Source organism: Acinetobacter sp. Brlt_5 (genome assembly GCF_051949055.1).
Classification (GTDB): domain Bacteria; phylum Pseudomonadota; class Gammaproteobacteria; order Pseudomonadales; family Moraxellaceae; genus Acinetobacter; species Acinetobacter indicus.
The window spans coordinates 64,577-88,111 of sequence record NZ_JAYJLP010000015.1 but is presented as its reverse complement, the minus strand read 5'-3'; the positions used below and the strand labels follow the sequence as shown (position 1 = coordinate 88,111).

The window sequence follows — 23,535 nt, the reverse complement described above, 5'->3', positions numbered from 1 at the left end:
AGATTATTTAAATTTAGGTGCTTCTATATTTCACTAAACTGATCTGATGTAGTGACGAGATTTTTCTGATTAAACAGATTTTTTTATTCAGCCTTTCTGTCCTGATGTAAAACTTAAAGCGGATGTTTCTGTTTTGTGGGTGATGAGGCTGTAAAAACCTAAAAGTGATATTTTTTAATCAGAACAAAGATAAAAATACAAAGAAAATGCAGTCCCATGACTACTTTTTAACCACAGATAGAAAGACAAACCAATAAGCATTGCCCTTCGATGATGGTTCAGCATTCGTTATTCAAGCCAGATTATGGAAAGGATTTTGGTTCAAAACTGAAGTAAAGAATTTTAAATGATTGAATCTTGGTAATTTTTATAGTTTTTTTATTGATCAGAATTTGGTGCGCCCGGCGGGAATCGAACCCACGACCCCAAGCTTCGGAAACTTGTACTCTATCCAACTGAGCTACGAGCGCGCGTCGCACATCATAACAAAAAAATGCACAAGGTAAAGCAACTATATATAAGTTCTTTATTTTTATGCTTATGCTTTAAGCAATCGTTCCAAATATACGATGCAGAATTCCCGGTAGATTACTTGGTTTATTGGGCAATATCGCTCACAATAGCCTCTCCCTACACCATGCGAGATTTTCATGACTGATGCATTGACGTTAAGAGACTTGTCTAAAACCTATCGCAATGGGTTTCAGGCCTTAAAAGGTATCAATTTGACTGTACCTGAAGGTGAATTTTATGCGCTGCTGGGTCCCAACGGTGCAGGCAAATCTACAACGATCAGTATCATTAGCTCCTTAACCAAGAAAACCTCGGGTACCGTGGAAATTTTTGGCCACAATCTGGATACCCATCCCTCTCAAGCCAAACAGTGTCTGGGCGTGGTACCACAAGAGTTTAACTTTGGTCATTTTGAAAAAACCTTTGATATTCTGGTGACCCAGGCCGGTTATTACGGTATTCCCAAAAAAGTGGCTCAGCAACGCGCCGAACTGTATTTAGAAAAACTGGGGCTGTGGGATAAACGTGCCACGCAAGCGCGAATGCTATCTGGCGGGATGAAACGCCGCTTGATGATTGCCCGCGCCATGATGCACGAACCGAAATTGCTGATTCTGGATGAACCGACCGCCGGGGTCGATATCGAACTGCGCCGCTCGATGTGGGATTTCCTGATTGAAATGAACAATAGTGGCACTTCCATTATTCTGACCACCCACTACCTGGAAGAAGCGGAAATGCTGTGCCGCCGGATTGCCATTATTGACCGCGGTGTGATTAAAGAAGACACCACCATGAAAGGCTTCCTGAACCAGCTGAATGAAGAAACCTTTATTTTCGATCTGGTTCAGCCCATTCAGCCCATTCATCTGGATATTATCGGGGTACGTTTTAATCTGGTCGATCCGCTGACCCTGGAAGTGACTATGGACAAGGCCCATACCGTGAATGAGCTGTTCCAGTTACTGGAATCACAAGGGGTACAGGTGCGCAGTATGCGCAACAAGGCCAATCGTCTTGAAGAATTATTTGTGAAGATGGTAGAGAAAAATCTTGCAGGAGTCGCGCAATGAACTTTAATCAATTAAGAGTTGCGCTGTATACGCTGGTTCATAAGGAAATCCGCCGTTTTATGCGGATCTGGCCACAAACCCTGTTACCACCGGCCATCACCATGAGTCTATATTTCGTGATTTTCGGTAATCTGGTCGGTTCACGTATTGGGGAAATGGGCGGCTTTAGCTATATGCAGTTTATTGTGCCCGGCCTGATCATGATGGCGGTCATTACCAATAGTTATGCCAACGTCTCCTCTAGTTTCTTTAGTGCCAAATTCCAGAAAAGCATTGAAGAACTGATCATGAGTCCGGTGCCATTACATGCCATTTTGTGGGGCTATGTGCTGGGTGGAGTATGTCGCGGCGTACTGGTCGGCATTATTGTGACCTTAATGAGCCTGTTTTTCACCGACCTATACATTACCAACTGGTTTGTGACTATTTATACCGTACTGATCACTTCATTATTACTGTCTTTAGGCGGTTTTATTAATGCCGTTTATGCCAAATCATTTGATGATATTTCCATTATTCCAACCTTTGTGCTAACACCGCTCACCTATTTAGGTGGTGTGTTCTATGCAATTAGTGCATTATCGCCGTTTTGGCAAAACCTTTCTTTAATTAACCCTGTGGTTTATATGGTCAACGCCTTCCGTTATGGCATTTTAGGACATAGCGATGTCAACGTGACCGTTTCCTTAGGCGTGATTACATTATGCTGTGCTGTGTTATATGGCATTGCCTATCATTTACTCTCCCGTGGTTCAGGAATGCGTGAATAATGAGCGTAGAAAATTCTTTATTGGGTAAAGACACTCAGTACCCTACAACTTATCAACCTGATGTGCTGTTTCCGATTGCGCGTGCTGAAGCGCGGGAAAAATATGCGCATGTGGCTGGTATTCAGCAAGGTAAAGACTGGTGGCATGTCTTTGAGATGTCCTGGTTAAATGCAGCCGGCGTTCCGCAAGTTGCTATTGGCCGGATTCACTTGCCTGCCACCTCACCAAATTTAATCGAGTCGAAATCTTTAAAGCTGTATTTCAACAGTTTGAACTTTAGCACCTTTGCTTCAACAGACGCGCTGATCAATACCGTCGAGCAGGATTTATCAGCCGCGGCACAGGCACAGGTCAATCTGGAACTGTTATCTGTCGATGATCTGGCAATTAGCCATCCTGAAGGCATATGTATTGATGACTTAAGCCCGACCCGACTGGAAAATCATCCGGATGCGTCCTTATTACAGCACGATGCCGAGCAAGACGAACAGGTCGAAGTGCAACTGTATTCACATTTACTGAGAAGTAACTGTCCGGTCACCAGTCAACCTGACTGGGGCACAGTTTTTATCCGCTATCAGGGTAAAAAACCTTGTTATCGCAGTATTTTGGCTTATATTATTTCTTACCGTCAGCATAACGGTTTTCATGAGCAATGTGTTGAACAGATGTTTGCCGACATCTGGCAGAACCTGAATCCTGAAAAACTGATGGTGTATGCCACCTATACACGTCGTGGCGGATTAGACATTAATCCATGTCGTGTATCGGATTTAACATGGATGCCTCGCCCTATTCGTTTAGCGCGACAATAAAAAAACATTGAGGTTAACAGATGCCATTTTTTGGTTTTATTCCTTCCGAGGAACTTTTAAATACCATTCAAACTGCGCAGCAGAAAAAAAATTCAAGCGAACCGCTGTATCCATTACGTGATAAAACAGCATTAATGATTAATGATGAAATCATTGATGCCATTTTAACCGAGCTTGTCCGCCGTTTCCCGCCAAGTGACAAACGCGATACTGCGGAAAAACTGGCCGGTTATGTCAAATCCACCGTAGCGGTGTTACTCAAGCAATTGTTGAGTAAAGCCTCGAACGATGTGGTCAAGCAATCAATTGAATTTTCTGAACGCAGCCTGTTTAAAGATGCAGACGGCAACACGCGTGTCGGTGAAAGTTTAGATGCCAGCCTGGTGACCAATCTAAAAAACACCTATGCCGAAATTAAAGCCGGCAAAGACATTAACAAGTCTGCTTTGGCCGAGTTGTATAAACAGTTTGCTGAAGCTACTGTGCGTCATTTTATGAATGACTTTAATAAAACCCTCGATTTGGGCATGATCAAACGTAAAGCAGCTGATATTGGCTCAGCTGCGGTTATTAAAGCTGTACATATTGCGGTGGATAAAATTATTCCAAATCTGACCAAAGATGAACTGGTCGCGCTGGCGGAATATCACGACACCCTGTTTCATGCCTAAGTAGAAACACCTTCAATAAACCTGACTCCGGTCAGGTTTTTTTATGCCACTTTTCCCGCAACATTTCTCTATAAAGAAGGGATGATGAAGCCCCGGTTGAACTTTGTTACAAACAGCGCGCATTTTTTAGACAGGCTTTGTCACTTTTTGTATATGCGCTTGCCTGTAGCGCCAGAATGAATGTTATCTTAATTGCCTGTGTGAACTGTCTTTTTAAATCGACACTTTTGCTCAACCTGTTTTAATTTTTAAACACCATCTGCTTTTTGTCACTAAATTGATAATACATTGGGAAATTGAACCAATATGTTGAATCGTTATTTCTATAAAAAATTACAGCGTCTTTCTTTACTTGTTGGTGCTCTTTCCTTATCCAGTGTTGTTCAGGCCAATGACTTCCTCAGCCATCCGGACTATCCAAACTTTAAGCAAAAAACCATGCAGCAGTATGGGCTCAGTTCCGAGCAAATTGATCGCGCCATGAGCGGTGCCAAAAATCTGCCGAATATTATCAACATCATGAATCGTCCCGGTGAAAGCAAACCGTGGTATGCCTATAAAACCAATTTTCTGGCTGAAAGCACCATTCAACGTGGTGTGCGTTTCAAACAGCAATATGCCGATACCCTGAATCGTGCCGAACAGCAGTTTGGCGTGCCGCAAGCGATTATTCTGGGGATTTTAGGCGTTGAAACCGGTTTTGGTTCCAATAAAGGCTCTTTTATTACCCGGGATGCGCTGGCCACTTTAGGTTTTGGCTATCCACGCCGGGCCGAATATTTCCAGAGCGAACTGTCTGCACTAATTGCCTGGAGCTATAAAGATGGTGTTGCCACCCATTCTGTGGTCGGTTCCTATGCCGGTGCAATTGGCTATCCGCAGTTTATGCCAAGCAATATTCCTAAATTTGGCGTCGATTATGATGGCAACGGACATATTGATTTAAGAAATTCAGCAGTAGATGCGATTGGTTCGATTGCCAACTATTTGGCCCAGCATGGCTGGCAGCGTAATCAGCCGATTGCATTCCCTGCTCGTTATAGCGGCTCAACTCCAGATGCAGTGATTGCCAAAGATCTAACCTTGCCTACCCCGTATGGTGTGCTGAAAAATCAGGGCATCAGTCCGCTGAATCCGATTGTGAAAATTGATGACCTCGATCTGGTCAATGTCATTCAATTACAAGAAAATTATGGTCCAATTTATTACATCACCTATCCAAACTTTCAGGTGATTACCACCTATAACCGCAGCCGTATGTATGCCACTGCACTCTGGTTATTGGGTACTGAAATTGTCAGTCGATAAGAACTTATTTTTACTCAAAAGTTACAAAGTCAAGATTTTTTTACGAGATTTTGCGCACAAAAACGACTTTTCGCACACTTTGTTACAATATTGGTTATTTTTTAACCAAAAGAGGTAAAAGTTTGGTATTTTTTGTCGTTATTTCCGTGTAAAGACTAGACACCTTTAGTAAACGATGAATATTATCCATTTCGTCAAATATGGTTGCAAAAGTGAAATAACAGGCATGATGTCTGCTATATCAACCACTTAGGGTTGATTCACGGCATCAAGCTGCAGGAGTTTTAAACATATGCATTCTTCAATTAAATATTTACTGGCGCTGTCGACGGTATTTACCTTAAGTCAGTCGCAAGCCGAAATGGTACAGTCATCATCGTTCAATAACGACAATGAAAGTTCTAGCCTGGCTGCCCGTGTGCTGAACAAAGAAGCACAAAGCTTTAATACTCACTTCTCTAATTTAAATAGCCTTTCAATTACAGAACGTTCTGGCGATAAAATCCGCCGCGAAACCATCGCTGCAAAAATTGAAATCCCAGAAGAAGAGCCTTCTGTCATTGAAAAGTTAAACACCGTAGCATCGAATACTGTTCGTAAGTTCAGCCAGACTGGTATGGCTTCCTGGTATGGTCGTCAGTTCCACGGTCGTAAAACTGCCAGCGGCGAAACATTCGACATGAACGCCATGACTGCAGCACACCGCAGCCTGCCACTGAACTGCTATATCCGTGTGACCAACAAGAACAATGGCAAAAGCGTAATCGTTAAGGTTAATGACCGTGGTCCATTCCATGGTAACCGTGTAGTTGACTTATCTTACGGTGCTGCGAAACGTTTAGGCATTACCAATGCCGGCGTAGCCAAAGTCAGCATTGAACGTGTAGATGGTCCAAACTCCTAATACCCGTTTAAGCTCCTGCACCATATGACCCAAAAGCCACCTCAGGTGGCTTTTTTAATGCCCAAATCCCGGGAAAGACGCTTACCTCCCTGCCCGTTTTTGGATTTTAAATACGCTGATCTGGTCATAAAATCGAATAATCCATTTTGAAACTACAAATTTGCATTCAATTCCACCCTTAGCGTGCTTTTATTCCTTTTTGAATCATAGGTAGCTTTTTATTTTTTTCTGCGCTTAAAACGCATCCTATGCGCATTTAGCCCTATTCCTTTATACAGGAATTTCCCTATTTCCCTCATTTTACGATTTTCAGGTATTTTTGCCGCCCCATTTTGACCGTTTTCCGCTTCTCGTTTATAGTGAGAACATTCTTGGAAACTCAGAAAAATAATGCAAAAGGAGTACTGCATGAAAACAATTTCAGAATGGCTGGATGAATATAGCGAAAGTCATCAAAACAAGACCAACAAACTGATTCACTGGGTCTGTGTACCGGCCATCTATTTTTCCATTATTGGCATCATTGCGCATTTCAGCGCCCTGCTCACTGCCCTGTTACTGGTGCTGGCCTTTATTTTTTATGCACGTCTGGATCTGGTACTGGCCGTGGCCATGGCAGCACTGACTCTGGTGATGGCCTGGTTAATCTGGATTTTACCGGTTGGCGTTGGTTTTTATATTGCACTGTTTGTTTTTGCCTGGATTGGACAGTTCTATGGCCACAAGGTGGAAGGCAAAAAACCATCGTTCTTTAAAGATCTGCAATTCCTGCTGATTGGACCGCTCTGGTGTATGGATGCCTATTTAGGCAAGATTTTACCGTCCTGGAAATCTCGCCAGCACACCACGCATTTGGATGTCCAAACTTAAATACGCTTAAACATCAGGAAGCATTTTGCTCCAGTGCTGGAGGGCTTATTGATAGATGCTTCCCTGATGCTTTAACCAGCCATCAACATGGCGTTTTTGCGGATCATGATGGGTCCAGTGAATCACGCCACCTTTGTCGGTATATTCATATTCACCAAAGAACTCGACAGTATCGCCTTTTTGCAGACGGTCGATGCGTGGAGCCAAATCAATATTGTGGGCAACCAGCAAGGTTTGCCCATTGCCAAGTTCCAGAATAAAACGCTGATGGCGCGAACCTTCATTGTCATCACTTAACAGAGCCACTACTGTACCAGTAGCTTGTATCTGTACATCATTTTTTCGTTGCTGAAAGGCTTGGGCAATTTTGGCGGTATCATCCTGAACGGGAGCTTGCAGTGTGGTTTCAGACTGCTGTTGAGTGAAGGTATTTGAACCGGAGTTTTGCGGTTGTAGGTCGATACCTAAATAAGCCGCAACCAGCAGCGCAATTACTGCGCCAATGCCCATATTGGTTTTCTTCGACATTGTTCTTCCTGTTGTTGTCTTGGTCATAAAAAAAGCCCCGAAACGGGGCTTTTTCGCAAAATAAATTATTTTGCAGCAGCTTGAGCAGCAGCAACTTCTTCTGCGAAGCTCATTTCTGCTTTCTTCTCAATACCTTCACCTACTTCGAAGCGAACGAATTGAGCAACAGTTGTGTTAGCAGCTTTCAATGCATCAGCAACTTTCTTCTCGTTGTCGATTACGTACATTTGACGCTCAAGAACAACTTCGTTCAGGTATTTTTCAACCGAACCAGTTACCATTTTTTCAACGATGTTCGCTGGCTTACCAGATTCGATTGCTTTTGCTTCAGCAATTTCTTTCTCTTTCGCGATCAGCTCAGCAGGAACCTGTTCAGCAGTTACTGCAACCGGGTTGAACGCAGCAACGTGCATTGCAATACCTTTACCAGTTTCAGCTTCACCTGTGTAAGCAACAACAACACCGATTTTCAGACCGTGTTTGTAAACTGCAAGGTTTTCACCTTCAATGATTTGCGCACGACGAACTTGGATGTTTTCACCAATTTTTTGAACAAGAGCAATACGCGCTTCTTCAACAGTTTGGCCATCTTCAAGTTTCAGTTCAGCAATTTTTGCAGCGTCAGTTTCGCCAGCAGCAAGTGCAGCAGCAGCAATTTTCGCAGAGAAGCCAGCAAAGTTTTCGTCTTTAGCAACGAAGTCAGTTTGGCAGTTTACTTCTAGAAGGATTGCTTTGTTACCTTCTTGAGCGATTGTGATCGCACCGTCAGCAGCAATGTTACCTGCTTTTTTAGCAGCTTTTGCTTGACCAGATTTACGAAGGTTGTCAATCGCTAATTCGATGTCACCACCCGCTTCTGTCAAAGCTTTTTTACATTCCATCATTGCTAAACCAGTACGGTCACGCAATTCTTTAACCATGCTTGCAGTAATAGCAGTCATGTGAATCTCCTAATTCGGTAGAAAATGAATTCTTTTTAGAACAGAAACGGCCCAGAGGATACTCATGGGCCGCCTGCATACATGACGCTTACTTTGCCACCATCACATGTCGCAAAAATGACAAGCTTGCGTCAAAAACGCATTAAGCCTCAGAAGCTGGAGCTTCTTCGCCTTTCGCTTGAGCATTTGCTTGGGTTTGAGCGTACTCTTTACCAGCAATGATCGCATCAGCCATAGCAGAAGCGTAAAGTGTTACTGCACGGATCGCATCGTCGTTACCCGGAATAACGTAGTCTACGTTGTCTGGGTTAGAGTTTGTATCAACGATACCGATTACAGGAATACCTAGGTTTTTCGCTTCTTTGATCGCGATTGCTTCGTGGTCAACGTCAATTACGAATAATGCGTCAGGTAAACCACCCATGTTTTTAACGCCGCCTAAAGCACGTTCAAGTTTTTCCATCTCACGGCTACGCTCTAAAGCTTCACGTTTAGTCAGCTTAGCGAAAGTACCGTCAGTGGATTGAGTTTGAAGATCTTTTAAACGGTTGATAGATTGGCGAAGTGTTTTCCAGTTCGTCAACATACCACCTAACCAACGGTGATCTACGTATGGTTGACCAGCGCGTTGAGCTTGTTCACGGATGATGTTAGAAGCAGCACGTTTAGTACCAACGAACAAAACTTTGTTCTTTTTGCTTGCTAATTGGTTAGCGAAGTTCAAAGCATCATTTAACGCAGGAACAGTGTGCTCAAGGTTGATGATGTGAATTTTGTTGCGCGCGCCAAAGATGTATTGACGCATTTTTGGGTTCCAGAAACGAGTTTGGTGACCAAAGTGCGCGCCAGCTTGTAGAAGGTCGCGCATGCTTACGTTGTAATCTGCCATTTTCTTTACCTTAAAGTTTGGGTTAGGCCTCCATATATCCGCATTCTCCACCCCAAAGGGCACCCAGAGTAATGTGACGATATATGTGCGGATTTTGTTGCCCCATCGCACAATGCCCGCGAAATTTATTCACGAAAAAGCATTTGATAAAATGGGCGGCTATTTATACCATAGTCACATATAAATTTCCAAAAGTTTTTAGAGATCATGAACAGTACTTATCAAGCGCCTCGTCGATTAATTAAAACCGCAGATGAAATTGAGAAAATGCGGGTAGCGGGACGACTGGCAGCGGAAGTTTTGGATATGATCAAGCCACATATCAAACCGGGTGTAACCACACTTGAGCTTGATACGATTTGTCACGATTATATTGTCAATGTACAAAATGCCATTCCAGCCTGCCTGGGCTATGGTGCAGCCCCAGGTCGTCCGGCCTTCCAGCATACCATCTGTACTTCGGTAAACCACGTGGTGTGTCACGGTATTCCATCTGAAAACAAGACATTGAAAAAAGGCGATATCCTGAATATTGATGTCACAGTCATTAAAGATGGCTACCACGGCGATACCAACATGATGTACGTGGTGGGCGGCGAAACTTCTATTCTTGCCAACCGTCTATGCAAAGTAGCACAGGAAGCTATGTACCGCGGTATGGAAGTTGTAAAACCAGGTGCGACCATTGGTGATATTGGCCATGCCATTCAGAAATATGTCGAATCTGAGCGCTTTAGTGTGGTGCGCGAATATTGCGGTCATGGCATCGGTACCACTTTCCATGACGAACCACAAGTGCTGCACTATGGCCAGCCAGATACCGGTATGATTTTAGAAGAAGGCATGACCTTTACCATTGAACCAATGGTGAATGCAGGTGTTTGGCAAACCAAATTACTGGGCGACAAATGGACTGTGGTGACCAAAGATCACAAACTTTCAGCGCAATATGAACACACTATTTTAGTGACTAAAGACGGTCTGGAAGTCCTGACTGCACGCCCTGAAGAAGACCTGTCACGTTTCCAGTCTTAAGCTGTCATTGGCGTAAAAACTAAAAAAATTGTCAGAAAGGTCACATTTATGTGGCCTTTTTTACAGCTTAAAACTCAAAATTAAAATATATTAATCAATAACTTAAATTAAAATTTAGGCTTTATCCCTAAAAACCGTATCACCATTTCTAGCTACACAAGTCATAAACAAGTCACAGAGCAGCAAACTTATTTCAAGAATGTTACAAATGTAATAAAACAATCTTCTTCAAAAACAACAGTCTTGCTTTATCTAACTATTAAATAATGGCCCTTATAAAAACGAGCAACAAATTGGACATGGAGTCCCTTATATATGAAGAAGACCTTATTATTTGCCAGCACGCTGTTGGCCTTACCTGCTGTTTCTTATGCCTCACCGTATTTTAGCCTGCAAGATGGTGATGGATTTAAACGCTTTTCTGTATCGGTCGGTGCTTTACATGTCATGCCACAAGGTAAAGCCCAACCTTTCCGAGTTAACACATCGGTTAAAGAAGGTGAAACTGCAAAAGTTGGAGATATCAAAGCACAAACGGTGCTCGACAATATCAAACCAGGAAGTAGCGTCAATCCTTTCTTAAAGGCTACTCTTGATGGGCTAGCTTTAATTAATGCTGATGTCGCCTCAGCACTGAGTGGAACTGCTGAAATCCGTGGACTCAGTCAATGGGATAATCCAGGTACGGGTTTAGAAGCCGATGATGTCACCACATTGGGCATCATGACCAATTACTTTTTTACCGACAATATTTCTTTTGAAATGAAAGCTGGTATTCCGCCTAAAGTCGATTTACAAGGTAAAGGAAAAATTTATGCACCTTTTTCAGCAACTGCAACACCTATGGGCGGAGCTTTAGGAAATTTAGAGCTTGAAAATGATATTTTCATTACCGATCTAGAAGCGCATGGTCCTGCGGCATCAGCACGCGCCTGGACACCGGCATTTGAGTTTCAGTATCACTTTGGCAAAACCGGTGTGAATAAATTCCGCCCTTATGTCGGCCTAGGTTTAATGTATGCCTACTTTAACGAACTGGAAATTAACCCGCGTACCGAACAGGATCTGATTGCCGCCGGTCATATGATTGCCAATATCAAACAGGGGCAAGCCGGTGCATCACTGGAAGGCACACCTAGTAATGCCAATCCGAAAGTCGAACTTGAAGCCTCGGATACGTTCGCACCGGTAGCAACAGTTGGTTTCACCTATGACTTTAATGAAAAATGGTTTGCGGTTGGTTCGCTGTCCTATGCACATCTGCAAAATGACACCACCATTACCGTGACCGATGCCACACATGGCGAACTTATTCGTTCTAAGGCCGATATTGAAGTGAATCCGATTCTGGCCTATGCCGGTATTGGTATCCGTTTCTAGGCTTCAATTTTTTAGTCCATCATCAGGCAGCCTTTCGGGCTGTCTTTTTGATGCAGCCATAAAAAAATTTTATCTTTTATTTAATTTTTATTCTATCGCCTCCCGCGCAGCAATCTACTAACATAAGCAGGTCTTTCCTGGCTGCCGGACTTTTTATGTCAGATACCCGTTTTTCCAAAGCCCTGATTTATATGCTGATGGGAAGTGCCATTATTCTGGCGCTGTCATTGGGGGTACGACATGCCTTTGGCCTGTATCTGGTGCCAATGAGCCATGAATTTGGCTGGGGGCATAATGTCTTTAGTCTGGCTATTGCCATGCAAAACCTGATCTGGGGTGCGGTACAACCAATTACCGGCGCCTTTGCCGACAAATATGGCAGTAAAATTGTGGTCGCTGTTGGTGGTACCTTATATGCACTGGGTTTATTGCTGATGGCGGTCAGCTCGACCGGCTGGCTGCTGAATTTAAGTGCCGGTTTAATTTTAGGTCTGGCGCTCTCTGCCACCTCTTTTCCGATTTTACTGTCCGCAGTTGGCCGTGCAGCCCATCCTTCAAAACGCAGCCTGGCAATGGGGATTGCCAGTGCAGCGGGTTCTTTCGGTCAGTTTATTATGCTGCCGACCACACTGCTGTTATTGCAGAATTTAGGCTGGAAAGGTGCACTGGTGGTTAGCGCCATTCTAATGACCTTGCTAATTCCTTTGGCATGGACCTTAAAAGCACCGATGTATACCGCCCCGAATGCAGCGGCCAACAAACCGCAACCGGCGTTAACATTTAAGCAGATTCTGGTGATTGCCAAAAACCACAAGCCGTTCTGGTTTTTATCGTTGGGCTTTTTTGTCTGCGGCTTTCAGGTGGTGTTTATTGGTATTCATTTGCCGGGTTATTTAATTGATCATGGGTTTAATGCCACCACTGGTACCATCTTCCTGGCCTTAGTCGGTTTATTCAATATTGTCGGCACCTATACGGCTGGCTGGCTGGGCGGCCAATATTCCAAACCGCATTTACTGATGTGGCTGTATGGCTTGCGTGGTCTTGCCATTATCGCCTTTTTACTGTTACCGCTCAGTACTTGGACAATTTATGGCTTTGGTGTCATTATGGGACTGTTATGGTTATCGACCGTGCCACTGACCAATGGCATTGTAGCCAATATGTTCGGGGTGAAATATCTGACCATGCTCAGTGGGATTGTATTCTTCACCCATCAGGTTGGTTCGTTCCTCGGTGGCTGGCTGGGTGGCCTGAACCATGACTTAACCGGTAACTATAATGCCATCTGGATGTTCTCGATTGCGCTAAGTGCTTTTGGCGTCTGGGTACATTTCTTTGTGAATGAACAGGCGGTGGTGCATGACTAATTCAATGTCGCTGTTAAAAATTCTGATTGGCCTGTGCATCATCAGCTTTTTTATTTTATCGCTGCTGTTATGGATGCAAACGCCACAACTATTCGAATATTTTAATCAGGCGTTTTGTGCACATTGATGTTTAAAAACCCGCAGCATCAACAGCAAATTCCGAAACAGCAAATTCAGTTATTTGGTTTGCTGTTTTAATCGCAGATTCAAATCCCAAGTGCAACACATTTGTAGTTAGTTGAAAAAGTTAGGTGTATTCATAGAATCATTATGACTTTTTCAACTCGCAATTGGAAAGCACACAATGAAGAAATACACCCAACTTTCTCAAGATGAAAGATACGAAATTTATGCTACTTTGAAAAGTAAAAGTTCAATCGCTACCCTTGCTCGGGAGTTAGGACGTTCACGATCAACCATCTACCGTGAATTAAAAAGAAATATTGGGCAACGTGGATATAGAGCTCAACAGGCAGCTAAATTTGCAAGTCAAAGACGGTACTGTCCTTCATCATCAATGACAGCATTTGCCTTCGCTTATATTGATTATTTGATTGGTTTGGACTGGTCACCCGAACAAATTTCAGGTGCTTTAACACAACGCGGTTGGCTGGATGTACCTTCACATGAGTGGATTTACCAGTACATTTATCAAGATAAATCAAAAGGCGGTAAACTTCATCTACACTTAAGGCATCAGAAGAAATATCGAAAACGCGGTTACAAAAACACGGATCGTAGGGGGCAAATCATTGATAAAACAAGTATTCACTGCAGAGACCAGGTCATTGATCAACGACAACGTTTAGGAGATTTCGAAGGTGACACGGTGATTGGTAAACATCATAAAGGTGCTTTATTGACTCTCGTTGATCGAAAGAGCCTGTATGTACATATTGTTCATTTAGGGTCAACGAGAGCATCCTCTCAAACGATTACTTGTGCATTAGATCGTTTACAAATGAGCCATGCTTATAGTGTGACATTTGATAATGGAAAGGAATTGTCCGAACACAAAAGAATTACTGATGCTGGGATGGAGACGTATTTTGCTGATCCTTACAAGTCTATTCAGCGAGCTAGAAATGAAAATACGAATGGTTTAATCCGTCAATATCTGCCAAAATCATCATCGTTTGATGACGTGTCAAACGAACAAATAGAACAGATAGAATTTGCACTCAACCATCGTCCTAGAAAAACACTAGGTTGGTATACACCGAGTGAAGTTATGGCTGGTTTTTATACTGTTGCACTTGCCGCTTGAATCCGCCAACCATAAAAAACCCGCAAACTGTGTTTACGGGTTTTTCAGTATGAGCAACCGCTTAGAACAGACGGTTCATACCATTTAAGGTCGCCACACGATAGGCTTCTGCCATCGTTGGATAGTTAAATGTGGTTTCCACAAAATACTTGATGGTATTGTTCGGGCTGTTCATCACCGCCTGACCAATGTGAATAATTTCTGCCGCGTTATTCCCGAAGCAATGTACACCCAATACTTCTAAAGTTTCACGGTGGAACAGAATTTTCAGTTCACCAACCGTATCACCGGTAATTTGCGCACGTGCCAGATGACGGAAAGAAGCCTGACCCACTTCGTACGGAATTTTCTCTTCGGTCAGTTCCTGCTCGGTCTTACCAATTGAAGAAATTTCCGGAATGGTATAAATACCGGTTGGAATATCAGTCACCGGTGCCACATTTTCTTCGCCACTCATGTTGGCCCCTGCACAGCGACCCTGGTCATAGGCAGCAGACGCCAGAGATGGCCAGCCAATCACGTCACCAGCAGCGAAAATATTTTCTACTTCAGTCTGATATTGCTCATTTACCGTCAGCTGACCGCGGCTGTTTGGTTTCAGGCCGACATTTTCCAGACCCAGGCCATCGGTATTGCCTGAACGGCCGTTACACCACAAGATGGCATCGGCTTTGATTTTCTTGCCGCTTTGCAAATGCAGCACCACGTGATCATCAAAGGTTTCTAAATGATCAATCTGTTCATTGTGACGAATTAACACACCCTGTTCACGCAAGTGATAGGACAAGGCATCGGAGATTTCATCATCCAGATAGCTGAGCAATTTATGCTGGGTGTTAATCAGGTCGACTTTATGGTCCAGACCAATGAAGATCGAGGCATATTCACAGCCAATGACACCGGCACCATAAATGATGATTTTCTGAATCGAGAAATCCAGATCCAGAATCTTGTCTGAATCGAATACACGTGGATGGTTAAAATCTAAAATTTCCGGACGATACGGACGCGAACCGGTTGCAATCACCAGCTGTTTAAAAATCAGGGTTTCCTTAATGCCTTCCGGACTGAATACCAGCACGGTATTTTTGTCCTGCACATAAGCACGACCGTGATAGATATCAATTTTATTGCGGTCATAGAAGCGTGAGTGAGTATCGACCTGCTGCTGAATCACTTTATGTGCATTACGCAGCACCTGTTTCATGGTGAACTGTTTCCAGTCGCCCACTTTCTGGAACATCGGATCACGCTGGTAACGGATAATACTGGATACCGTCTGACGCAGCGCCTTACTTGGGATTGTGCCCACGTGAGTACAGTTACCGCCGAGTTGCTCACGCATATCCACCACAGCAACACGCATGCCTGATTTGGCAAGTTTCATTGCTGCGCCTTCACCTGCAGGACCAGAACCTAAGACCACCGCATCATATTTAACGAAAGTTCCGGCAACCACCTCTTTTTTACGTGGCATTCAACGCTCCTTAAACTAATCTATTCTGTTTATATCTCATATGCATATTATGACTGAAAACATCATGATTTTCTGTATTTACCTAGCATATATTGCGTGATAGCCACATTTTTTAAATGAATATCGTTTTTTTCCTATTTGCACCCAAGTCCGTTATAATGGAGGCGCTATTTTTCGAATATCTCCCCCGTCAAAACAGTGGAAAAGTTGAATATGTCTGAAAACCGTAAACCAGAACAGGGTGTTAAACTTCGTGGCGCAGAAAAGGTCGCTCGTATTCCTGTAAAAGTTGTGCCTACGGTTGAAACGCCGCGCAAACCGGACTGGATTCGGGTCAAGATGGCGGCGCCAGAAGAAGTTCAACGGATCAAATCGACACTGCGTCAGCAAAAACTGCATACCGTCTGTGAAGAAGCAGCCTGTCCGAACCTGCCAGAATGTTTTGGTGGTGGTACTGCAACCTTTATGATTATGGGTGATATTTGTACCCGTCGCTGTCCGTTCTGTGACGTTGCCCATGGTCGTCCGAATGCACTTGATCCGGATGAACCGCGTCATATGGCAGAAACCATTGCCAACTTAGGCCTGAAATATGCGGTCATTACCTCGGTAGACCGTGATGACCTGCTTGATGGCGGTGCACAGCATTTTGTTGACTGTATTAAAGAAGCGCGTGCCTTAAGTCCGAATACCCTGCTAGAAATTCTGGTTCCGGATTTCCGTGGCCGTATGGATATTGCGCTGCGCATTATGACTGAATGTCCGCCAGATGTGTTTAACCACAATATTGAAACCGTGCCACGTTTATATAAAGCCATGCGTCCGGGTTCAGACTATCAGCACTCTTTAAACCTGCTGAAAATGTTTAAAGAATATTGCCCGGAAATTCCAACCAAGTGTGGCCTGATGGTGGGTATTGGTGAAACTGAAGAAGAAGTGATTTCATTATTGGATGATCTGAGAGCACATGATGTAGATTATGTGACCATTGGCCAATATTTACAGCCATCAAAACAGCACGCACCAATTGACCGCTTTGTAACACCAGAAGAATTTGAGCGTTATGCAGAACATGGCCGCAAACTGGGCTTTAAAAATATCTGGTCTGCACCAATGGTGCGCTCAAGTTATTTTGCAGACCGTCAATACTACGGCGAGCCAGTTCCAGCAGTACGTCGCAAGACTGATCCTGCCAAGAAAATTAGTGTACAAACCATCGAAGCATAAGCTGAGAAAACTAAGCTGAGAAAACAAGGCCCCGGATTCGGGGCTTTTTTACAAGGTCATCTTTTACTTAAATTTTTACATCGTCCTCGGATCAGAATTTTTAGCCCAGAGAGATCATCTGTTTCCTCTTAGATCCAAAGACGGCTCATCTTTAAAAAACACCCCATTTAAACCAGAAGTAAATTTCTATCATTCTTTTACCTAGCTGCTAAACCCTTACTTATCTTCACATTTCGTTGCGCGTTTTTACTTGAATAGCGATCATTTTTCAACCAATCTTCATCCATAGAGTTTGTTTTTAGCAATCGTTTTGATGGTCTTGATATTTAAAAAAACGATACCGAAGTTCCAAGAACAGCCTTCACCGGATGACTTCAGACAAAATGAAGCAGCATTTCTTTCATTTTTCCTTGCAGGCACGGTGATGCTGTAGCAGCCGGGAGAAATACAATAATGCTTTTTATACTCAGTATCGTCATTCTTGTTTTTACACTGTGGGCGATTTTCTATTTTCAGCTGTCGCGCAACAGCGGTGCCATGACCCTGATTGCGGTCAGTATTGTCTCTGCCTTTATTAATCCCTGGTCCTTAATTTTAGGTATTCCGTTAATTGTGCTAAGCATAATTGTGATGGTGGATGCCTTGCGCATGAAAATCATCACCCAGCCCGCCTATAAGGCTTTGTCACAAGCCATGCCAAGCATGAGCAGCACCGAGCGTGAAGCGCTGGATGCCGGCACCAGCTGGTGGGAAAAAGAGCTGTTTATGGGCGCACCCAACTGGGATACCTTTGAGCAATACCCTTATCCTACGCTCAGTGAGGAAGAACAATCCTTTTTAGACAATGAAGTGGAACAGCTGTGCAGCATGCTGGATGAATGGGAAATCCATCATAAGCACAAAGATTTATCTCCTGAAACCTGGCAGTTTATTAAAACCCATGGATTTTTGGGCCTGATTATTCCCAAGGAATACGGCGGCAAGGCTTTCAGTTCTTTTGCGCAAAGCCGGATTATGAGCAAAATTGCCTCACGCTCCCTAACCGCCGCGGTCAGCTGTATGGTGCCCAATTCCTTAGGCCCGGGTGAGTTGCTGCTGCACTACGGTACCGATGAGCAGAAAAAACGTTACTTGCCCGGTCTGGCCAAAGGCGAAGAAATTCCCTGCTTTGGGCTGACCAGCCCGGAAGCCGGCTCCGATGCCGGTGCCATCCCCGATACTGGCGTGGTCTGCTATGGCCAGTTTGAAGGCCGGCACGTACTGGGTCTGAAAATGAATTTCTCCAAACGATGGATTACATTGGCACCCATTGCCACCGTGATTGGTCTGGCTTTTAAACTGTATGATCCGGACGGTTTACTCGGCGATAAGACTAAAACCGACTACGGCATTACCTGTGCGCTGCTGCCGGCCAATCACGCCGGAGTGAAAGTCGGGCCGCGCCATCATCCCGGTTCACCATTTATGAATGGCACGGTCGAAGGTCAGGATGTGTTTATTCCACTCGACTGGATTATCGGTGGTGTGGAAAATGCCGGTAAAGGCTGGCGCATGTTAATGGAATGTCTGGCCGTCGGTCGCGGGATTTCCTTACCGGCACTGTCAACCGCTGCCGGGGAAATGACCTATTTAAATGTCGGTGCTTTTGCGCGAATCCGCCAGCAATTCAAGTTGTCGGTGGGGAAATTTGAAGGCGTACAGGAAGTCACCAGTGATATTGCCAGTGAAACCTATATGCTGGAAGCCTTTCGCTATCTGGTGACCTGTGGACTGAATCAGGGCGGCAAACCTGCCGTGATGACCGCGATGGCCAAGTACTATGCCACAGAGTCTATGCGCCGTGTGGTTAATCATGGTATGGATGTGGTCGGTGGCCGCGCCATCCAGTTGGGTCCACGGAACTTTCTGGCGCTGACCTATCAGGCCATTCCAGTTTCCATTACCGTTGAAGGGGCCAATATTTTAAGCCGCTCGCTGATGATTTTTGGCCAGGGTTCGATGCGTTGCCATCCGTATTTGTATGAAGAATTACAACTGCTACAAGCCCCTGATAAAGATGCCGCGCTGACACAATTTAATGAACTGTTCTACCATCATCTCGGTTATACCTTTAACCGGACTGCGCGCGCATTTGCCTTTGGCTGGTTTGGCGGTTCATCCGATGCTCCGCAACAAGCCGATGAATTTAGCCGGCCTTATTACAAAACCATCAACCGTTTTAGTGCGGCCTTTGCCCTGACTGCCGATATGTGTCTGGGTTTATTGGCCGGTGATATTAAACGCAAGGAAATGCTGTCCGGACGCCTGGCCGATATTCATGCGCAGCTGTTTATTGCCACCGCCATCTTAAAATACTATGCACATGGGCAAAAAACCGCAGATGAGCAACTGCATGCGCAACTGGCTTTAGACAAAGCACTGTTTAATGCACAAGAAGCCTTCTTTGGACTGTTCAATAATTTCCCTATGCAGCTGGCGGCTGGCGTCGTGAAATTGATCTGCTTCCCGTGGGGCCGTGCCTTGCAGCCACCAAGCGATCAGCTGAAACGTGATGTGGCCATGAGCATGATGCAGGACAATGCTTTTCGCCAGCAGCTGAAACAGCATGTTTTCTATAACACGGACCCGGACGATGTCTTTGGCCGGATGGAAAGTACCTTCCAGAGCTTAACCGAGATTGAACCGCTGTGGGATCGCTTTAAAAAAGCTGAAGCCAAAGGCAGTTTTGATGGCCTCAGTTTTGAAGAACACATTGCCGATGCCCTAAATACCGGCGCGATTCAACCCGAAGAAGCTAGCCAGCTACTCAGTTATAACGCGCAGCGCTTTGACAGTATTTTGACCGATATTTTCGATATGCAGCTGGAACAGACCCTGCCACTAGACAATCCGCATTTAATTGAACCTTTAGGTGTCGATACGGAAGCTCATCCTCCGGCAACTTCAGCAGAACCGAAAACCGGTGGCACCGCACAACTGGCCACAGATCATCATAAAGAGGATCCGGAACCGTTTATCCGTTTTTAGTTATATGCTGAATATTGAAGAAAGTGGCTTTCGGGCCACTTTTTTTATGGACTGGAGACGAGGCTTCTAACAGGCATTCTACGACCATCTTCCAATGGTATAGACTGCATAAGCCGTTAAGCTACATCGAAAACAATATTGAGGGAAACAAGATGTCACAACAAGATTATGACAATGGTTTAAAAGTACGTACAGAAGTCATGGGTGAAAGTTTTGTGAAACGTGCGCAGGACAATACCGTGCCGTTTACCCAGCCTTTGCAGGACTGGATTAATGAACATGCCTGGGGTTCTACCTGGCAACGTGAAGATGTATTGCCGCGCAAATATCGTTCACTGGTGACAATTGCCTTTTTAACTGCGCTCAAAAGCCCGACTGAATTAAAAGGTCATGTACGCGGGGCTTTAAATAATGGCGCGACAGTGGAAGAAATTCAGGAAGTACTACTGCATAGCCTGCCCTATTGCGGCGCACCGGCCACGCAAGAAGCCTTCCGTGCAGCGTTAGAAGTCATTCAGGACTATCAGGCCAACGCGTAAATTTCGGACGAGTTTAAATCCAGTACACATTAAAACTGTAAAAGAATTCACTGACCTCAAAACGTACCTGATAACCAAGCTGGGTCAGTTCGGCAGAGAGATTGCGAATTTCTTCCAAAGGCAAATGTTTGGGCAATACCGTAAATACTGCAGTGTTGCCCTGCTTGGCATTCTCTTCAATTAAACTGGCTAAACGCGCTTTATACAGGTTGATGTCCAGATTGGCATGCGCCGAAAGCACTTTTGCATCTTCTGCGGTTAGAAAGTTCACCATTTTTTTCTTCTCTTTTTTTGTTCCGTTGTATGGGTCTAACTTAAAAAATGCTACGGCTCCGCTCAACTCTATTTTTGTAAGTAATTTAAATTAAAGATGAATTGGTTTACATCGACTGCTGTTATCCATCCTCTGATAAATCAAAAACTCCCTTATCCTGGTTTTCTCTCTAAGTCATAACAGACGCAAACAAGGAATATTTAATCTTCATTTTATAATTAACGCATGATCAGGTTCTGAGAGGTAAAAGAGATTAAATAACTTAGGCTATTTTGATATATGGGTTCCGTTAAACTTCCATCGTTATTACCTAACTCTCTCCTGCTCAATTTTATATTTCAAAGCGGATATTTGATTGTTCTATCTATGAGCCATAAAAAACGGAGCCGATTTGCTCCGTTTTTCTCTTGAGTTTTATAGGTTCAAGACCATTATTTTTTAGCCTTCCATGCACTTTGTACCTGGCTGGCAACTTTTGGATAATCCAGAATAAAACGCATATGCGACTCTACCCCGGTTTTTAAGGTTTTATCATCGACAATAAAGTACGGGTTATGGTTCGGTGCGGCTTTACTCATATCCTGATCAGCTGGTGTCGCACCCAGGAATACAAATAAAGATGGCATCAGCTGGCCATAATAAGAAAAGTCTTCACTGGCGCTCTGGTTATGTTCTAAAACATGCGCCTTACCTTCACCCGCGGCCTGAATTAAAGATGGCGCCATCAATTCAGTCAGGGTTTTACCATTGGTTGTGACCGGTGCATACGGTGAAATTTCTACTTTGGCTTTTACATCATTGGCTTGCGCGGTGTGATTAATCATGGTTGGCAGGTTTTTGTAGATGCTTTGACGGATATCTTCATGGTTGGAACGAATGGTCCCGATCATTGACACCTGTTCAGGCAAGATATTACCACTGGTACCACCCTGAATCTGCCCGATACTGACCACGCCCATGCCTTTACTCAAGTCAGCACGACGAGACACCATAGTCTGTAAATTCTGGATAATATCGGCCGCGGCGACAATAGAATCACGTCCTTTCCACGGCATGGAACCATGTACCTGCTGACCGGTTAAAGTCACGCGGATTCCATCGGCACTATTTAAAGCCGCACCATCTTTATAGAAGATATTGCCACTTGGCATACCCGCCATCACGTGCATCCCAAAAATCACTTCAGGTTTTGGATTATTCAGTGCGCCATCGGCAATTATTTTACGTGCACCGACCTGATCACCATTCAGGAAGTTATCAATATCGGCACCACCTTCTTCCGCAGGCTGGAATACAAAGACCACGGTTCCGGCAATTTTATCTTTATTTTCTGCCAGTGCTTTAGCTGCACCTAACAACATGGCAGTGTGGGTATCATGTCCGCAGGCATGCGCAACCGGTGTTTCTGCGCCCTGATAAATACCTTTGACTTTACTGGCAAAAGGTACCTGGGCTTTTTCTTCCATCGGTAAGGCATCTATATCGGCACGCAAGGCCATAATCGGGCCCGGTTTTGCACCTTTTAATACGCCAATCACACCGGTTTTGGCAAAGCCTTTTTTCACTTCAATGCCGTAAGAACGTAATTCTTTTTGCACCAGTTCCGACGTTTTAAATTCCATATTGCCAAGTTCAGGATTGGCTTGAATATGATGACGCAATTGAATGGTATGCTGCTCGACTTTTGTAGGGCATCATCCACCCAATCTGCAAAAGCAAACTGAGAGATACTCATGGCTAACCCCAAGCTAAGACAGGTTTTAGTGAGCTGCATAGAAACTCCATTTTTATAACCGTTTAAAATCTTATCTTTGGAGAATTTAGGGTTAAAATACAAGGCAATTGTTGTAATTCTATATAGTCATTTACGCTATACTTGACATTCTAAAAGTTGAAAATTACCGCAATTTAGCGAGCAATTTTGCGCTATGACTCAAAACATTTCATTTCAGATTGGCTTTTTTCCGGCAGACCTTTTAGGCTTATAGCAAATATTTTCTGGATATGACCATGTCGGACGCCATCACTGTTCCTCCCGCCCTGATTAACCGTGCGCTTGCAGGCCAAGCCGATGCCCAGTTTGAGCTGGCTGAATTGTATATGCAAAGCGAGCATGAAGATGACAACCTGCTGGCTGAAGAATGGGCCTTAAAAGCCGCTGAAAATGGTCACTTGGAAGCCATGTACTGGTTGGGCGAAGGCTACACCGTTTATGCCAAAGACGTGCAGGAAGATGATCCTGAAGATTCCAAAACTCACTTTGAGTTAGCCTATTACTGGTTGAAACAGGCAAGCGAACAGAAACATGCAGGCGCAATTCTGGAGCTGGCTGGCTATTATCGTCGTGGGAATGTGGTAGATAAAGATATTCTGACCTCGGTAAATTTGGTTCAGCAAGCGGCTGAACTAGGCGATGCACAGGCCATGCGCGATTTGGCCTGTATTTATGAACATGGCCTGGGAGTCGAAATTAATGAAGCACAGGCAGATTACTGGGCCGAAAAAGCCAAAGCTGCCGAGTAACCCACTCAACCCGATCAAAAGCTCATCAGATGATGGGCTTTTTTTATATTGATGCATGGAGATAGGCGCTGGATTAGCCGGAATTTTTAATTGTTTTGGAGATCAAAGAACACTACAGCGAGAAACCGGAACAG

At 44.3% G+C, this 23,535-nt stretch carries 20 protein-coding genes, 1 tRNA gene and 1 pseudogene; 15 read left to right on the top strand and 7 right to left on the bottom strand.

Translation table 11 applies throughout. The features are described from left to right. Positions 1-393: 393 nt before the first annotated feature. Positions 394-470 (bottom strand) — tRNA-Arg (locus VF685_RS10985). A 180-nt stretch (positions 471-650) separates the two neighbouring features. Between VF685_RS10985 and VF685_RS10980 the strand changes: the two genes are divergently transcribed. The 7 genes from VF685_RS10980 (at position 651) to VF685_RS10950 (ending at position 6,924) form a co-directional block, all read left to right on the top strand. After that, on the top strand, positions 651-1,586 hold the full coding sequence (locus VF685_RS10980; RefSeq protein ID WP_005179107.1) for an ABC transporter ATP-binding protein: 936 nt from the start codon (positions 651-653) through the stop codon (positions 1,584-1,586). After that, on the top strand, positions 1,583-2,356 hold the full coding sequence (locus tag VF685_RS10975) for an ABC transporter permease (RefSeq protein ID WP_005179108.1): 774 nt from the start codon (positions 1,583-1,585) through the stop codon (positions 2,354-2,356). Before VF685_RS10980 ends, VF685_RS10975 begins: the two co-directional genes overlap by 4 nt. Next, positions 2,356-3,171, top strand: coding sequence for an NADPH-dependent 7-cyano-7-deazaguanine reductase QueF (gene queF, locus VF685_RS10970; RefSeq protein ID WP_160241164.1), 816 nt, complete (start codon positions 2,356-2,358; stop codon positions 3,169-3,171). Before VF685_RS10975 ends, queF begins: the two co-directional genes overlap by 1 nt. A gap of 20 nt (positions 3,172-3,191) precedes the next feature. Then, a complete protein-coding gene (locus VF685_RS10965) occupies positions 3,192-3,842 on the top strand; it encodes a hypothetical protein (protein WP_163170264.1) in 651 nt (216 codons plus the stop codon). Between the two features lie 306 nt (positions 3,843-4,148). Continuing rightward, the gene (mltB, locus tag VF685_RS10960) at positions 4,149-5,150 is read left to right on the top strand and encodes a lytic murein transglycosylase B (RefSeq protein WP_005179112.1); all 1,002 of its coding nucleotides are present in this window, start codon (positions 4,149-4,151) and stop codon (positions 5,148-5,150) included. A 292-nt stretch (positions 5,151-5,442) separates the two neighbouring features. Continuing rightward, positions 5,443-6,054 (top strand): septal ring lytic transglycosylase RlpA family protein, encoded by a 612-nt coding sequence (locus VF685_RS10955; protein ID WP_005179113.1) that lies wholly within the window; start codon positions 5,443-5,445, stop codon positions 6,052-6,054. A gap of 408 nt (positions 6,055-6,462) precedes the next feature. Beyond that, positions 6,463-6,924 carry an Mpo1 family 2-hydroxy fatty acid dioxygenase gene (locus tag VF685_RS10950; RefSeq protein WP_104472499.1) on the top strand — a complete coding sequence of 154 codons (462 nt, stop codon included), beginning with the start codon at positions 6,463-6,465 and terminating at the stop codon, positions 6,922-6,924. A gap of 45 nt (positions 6,925-6,969) precedes the next feature. Here VF685_RS10950 and VF685_RS10945 read toward each other — a convergent pair whose 3' ends face one another. The 3 genes from VF685_RS10945 to rpsB all read right to left on the bottom strand — a co-directional run bounded on the left by VF685_RS10945 (position 6,970) and on the right by rpsB (position 9,282). Further along, positions 6,970-7,452, bottom strand: coding sequence for a DUF3465 domain-containing protein (locus VF685_RS10945; protein ID WP_286385266.1), 483 nt, complete (start codon positions 7,450-7,452; stop codon positions 6,970-6,972). A gap of 65 nt (positions 7,453-7,517) precedes the next feature. Further along, on the bottom strand, positions 7,518-8,393 hold the full coding sequence (gene tsf, locus VF685_RS10940) for a translation elongation factor Ts (protein WP_286385267.1): 876 nt from the start codon (positions 8,391-8,393) through the stop codon (positions 7,518-7,520). 142 nt (positions 8,394-8,535) lie between these two features. Further along, on the bottom strand, positions 8,536-9,282 hold the full coding sequence (gene rpsB / locus VF685_RS10935) for a 30S ribosomal protein S2 (RefSeq protein ID WP_005179120.1): 747 nt from the start codon (positions 9,280-9,282) through the stop codon (positions 8,536-8,538). A 207-nt stretch (positions 9,283-9,489) separates the two neighbouring features. Between rpsB and map the strand changes: the two genes are divergently transcribed. From map to VF685_RS10915, 4 genes are all read left to right on the top strand, one after another. Then, on the top strand, positions 9,490-10,317 hold the full coding sequence (map, locus tag VF685_RS10930) for a type I methionyl aminopeptidase (RefSeq protein WP_005179123.1): 828 nt from the start codon (positions 9,490-9,492) through the stop codon (positions 10,315-10,317). 315 nt (positions 10,318-10,632) lie between these two features. Next, positions 10,633-11,697 carry an OmpW/AlkL family protein gene (locus VF685_RS10925; RefSeq protein ID WP_016659202.1) on the top strand — a complete coding sequence of 355 codons (1,065 nt, stop codon included), beginning with the start codon at positions 10,633-10,635 and terminating at the stop codon, positions 11,695-11,697. 155 nt (positions 11,698-11,852) lie between these two features. Continuing rightward, the gene (locus VF685_RS10920) at positions 11,853-13,067 is read left to right on the top strand and encodes an MFS transporter (RefSeq protein WP_127799588.1); all 1,215 of its coding nucleotides are present in this window, start codon (positions 11,853-11,855) and stop codon (positions 13,065-13,067) included. Positions 13,068-13,371: 304 nt separating this feature from the next. Beyond that, a complete protein-coding gene (locus VF685_RS10915; RefSeq protein WP_286385271.1) occupies positions 13,372-14,334 on the top strand; it encodes an IS30 family transposase in 963 nt (320 codons plus the stop codon). 61 nt (positions 14,335-14,395) lie between these two features. Here the strand turns inward: VF685_RS10915 and sthA are convergent, their stop codons facing one another. Beyond that, on the bottom strand, positions 14,396-15,811 hold the full coding sequence (sthA, locus tag VF685_RS10910) for a Si-specific NAD(P)(+) transhydrogenase (RefSeq protein ID WP_005179136.1): 1,416 nt from the start codon (positions 15,809-15,811) through the stop codon (positions 14,396-14,398). A 213-nt stretch (positions 15,812-16,024) separates the two neighbouring features. Here sthA and lipA point away from each other — a divergent pair, with 213 nt between their 5' ends. The 3 genes from lipA to VF685_RS10895 all read left to right on the top strand — a co-directional run bounded on the left by lipA (position 16,025) and on the right by VF685_RS10895 (position 20,604). Continuing rightward, the gene (lipA, locus tag VF685_RS10905; protein WP_005179140.1) at positions 16,025-17,038 is read left to right on the top strand and encodes a lipoyl synthase; all 1,014 of its coding nucleotides are present in this window, start codon (positions 16,025-16,027) and stop codon (positions 17,036-17,038) included. A 453-nt stretch (positions 17,039-17,491) separates the two neighbouring features. After that, complete coding sequence (locus tag VF685_RS10900; protein ID WP_286385272.1) at positions 17,492-20,065, top strand: acyl-CoA dehydrogenase; 2,574 nt, start codon at positions 17,492-17,494, stop codon at positions 20,063-20,065. Between the two features lie 152 nt (positions 20,066-20,217). Continuing rightward, positions 20,218-20,604 carry a carboxymuconolactone decarboxylase family protein gene (locus VF685_RS10895; protein WP_005179142.1) on the top strand — a complete coding sequence of 129 codons (387 nt, stop codon included), beginning with the start codon at positions 20,218-20,220 and terminating at the stop codon, positions 20,602-20,604. A gap of 13 nt (positions 20,605-20,617) precedes the next feature. On the opposite strand, the gene VF685_RS10890 is transcribed toward VF685_RS10895, so the two are convergent. Continuing rightward, a complete protein-coding gene (locus tag VF685_RS10890) occupies positions 20,618-20,878 on the bottom strand; it encodes a hypothetical protein (protein WP_005179143.1) in 261 nt (86 codons plus the stop codon). Positions 20,879-21,309: 431 nt separating this feature from the next. After that, positions 21,310-22,652 (bottom strand): annotated as a pseudogene (locus VF685_RS10885) (amidohydrolase). Between the two features lie 236 nt (positions 22,653-22,888). Here VF685_RS10885 and VF685_RS10880 point away from each other — a divergent pair. Beyond that, positions 22,889-23,401 carry a tetratricopeptide repeat protein gene (locus VF685_RS10880; protein ID WP_286385274.1) on the top strand — a complete coding sequence of 171 codons (513 nt, stop codon included), beginning with the start codon at positions 22,889-22,891 and terminating at the stop codon, positions 23,399-23,401. Positions 23,402-23,535 lie beyond the last annotated feature (134 nt).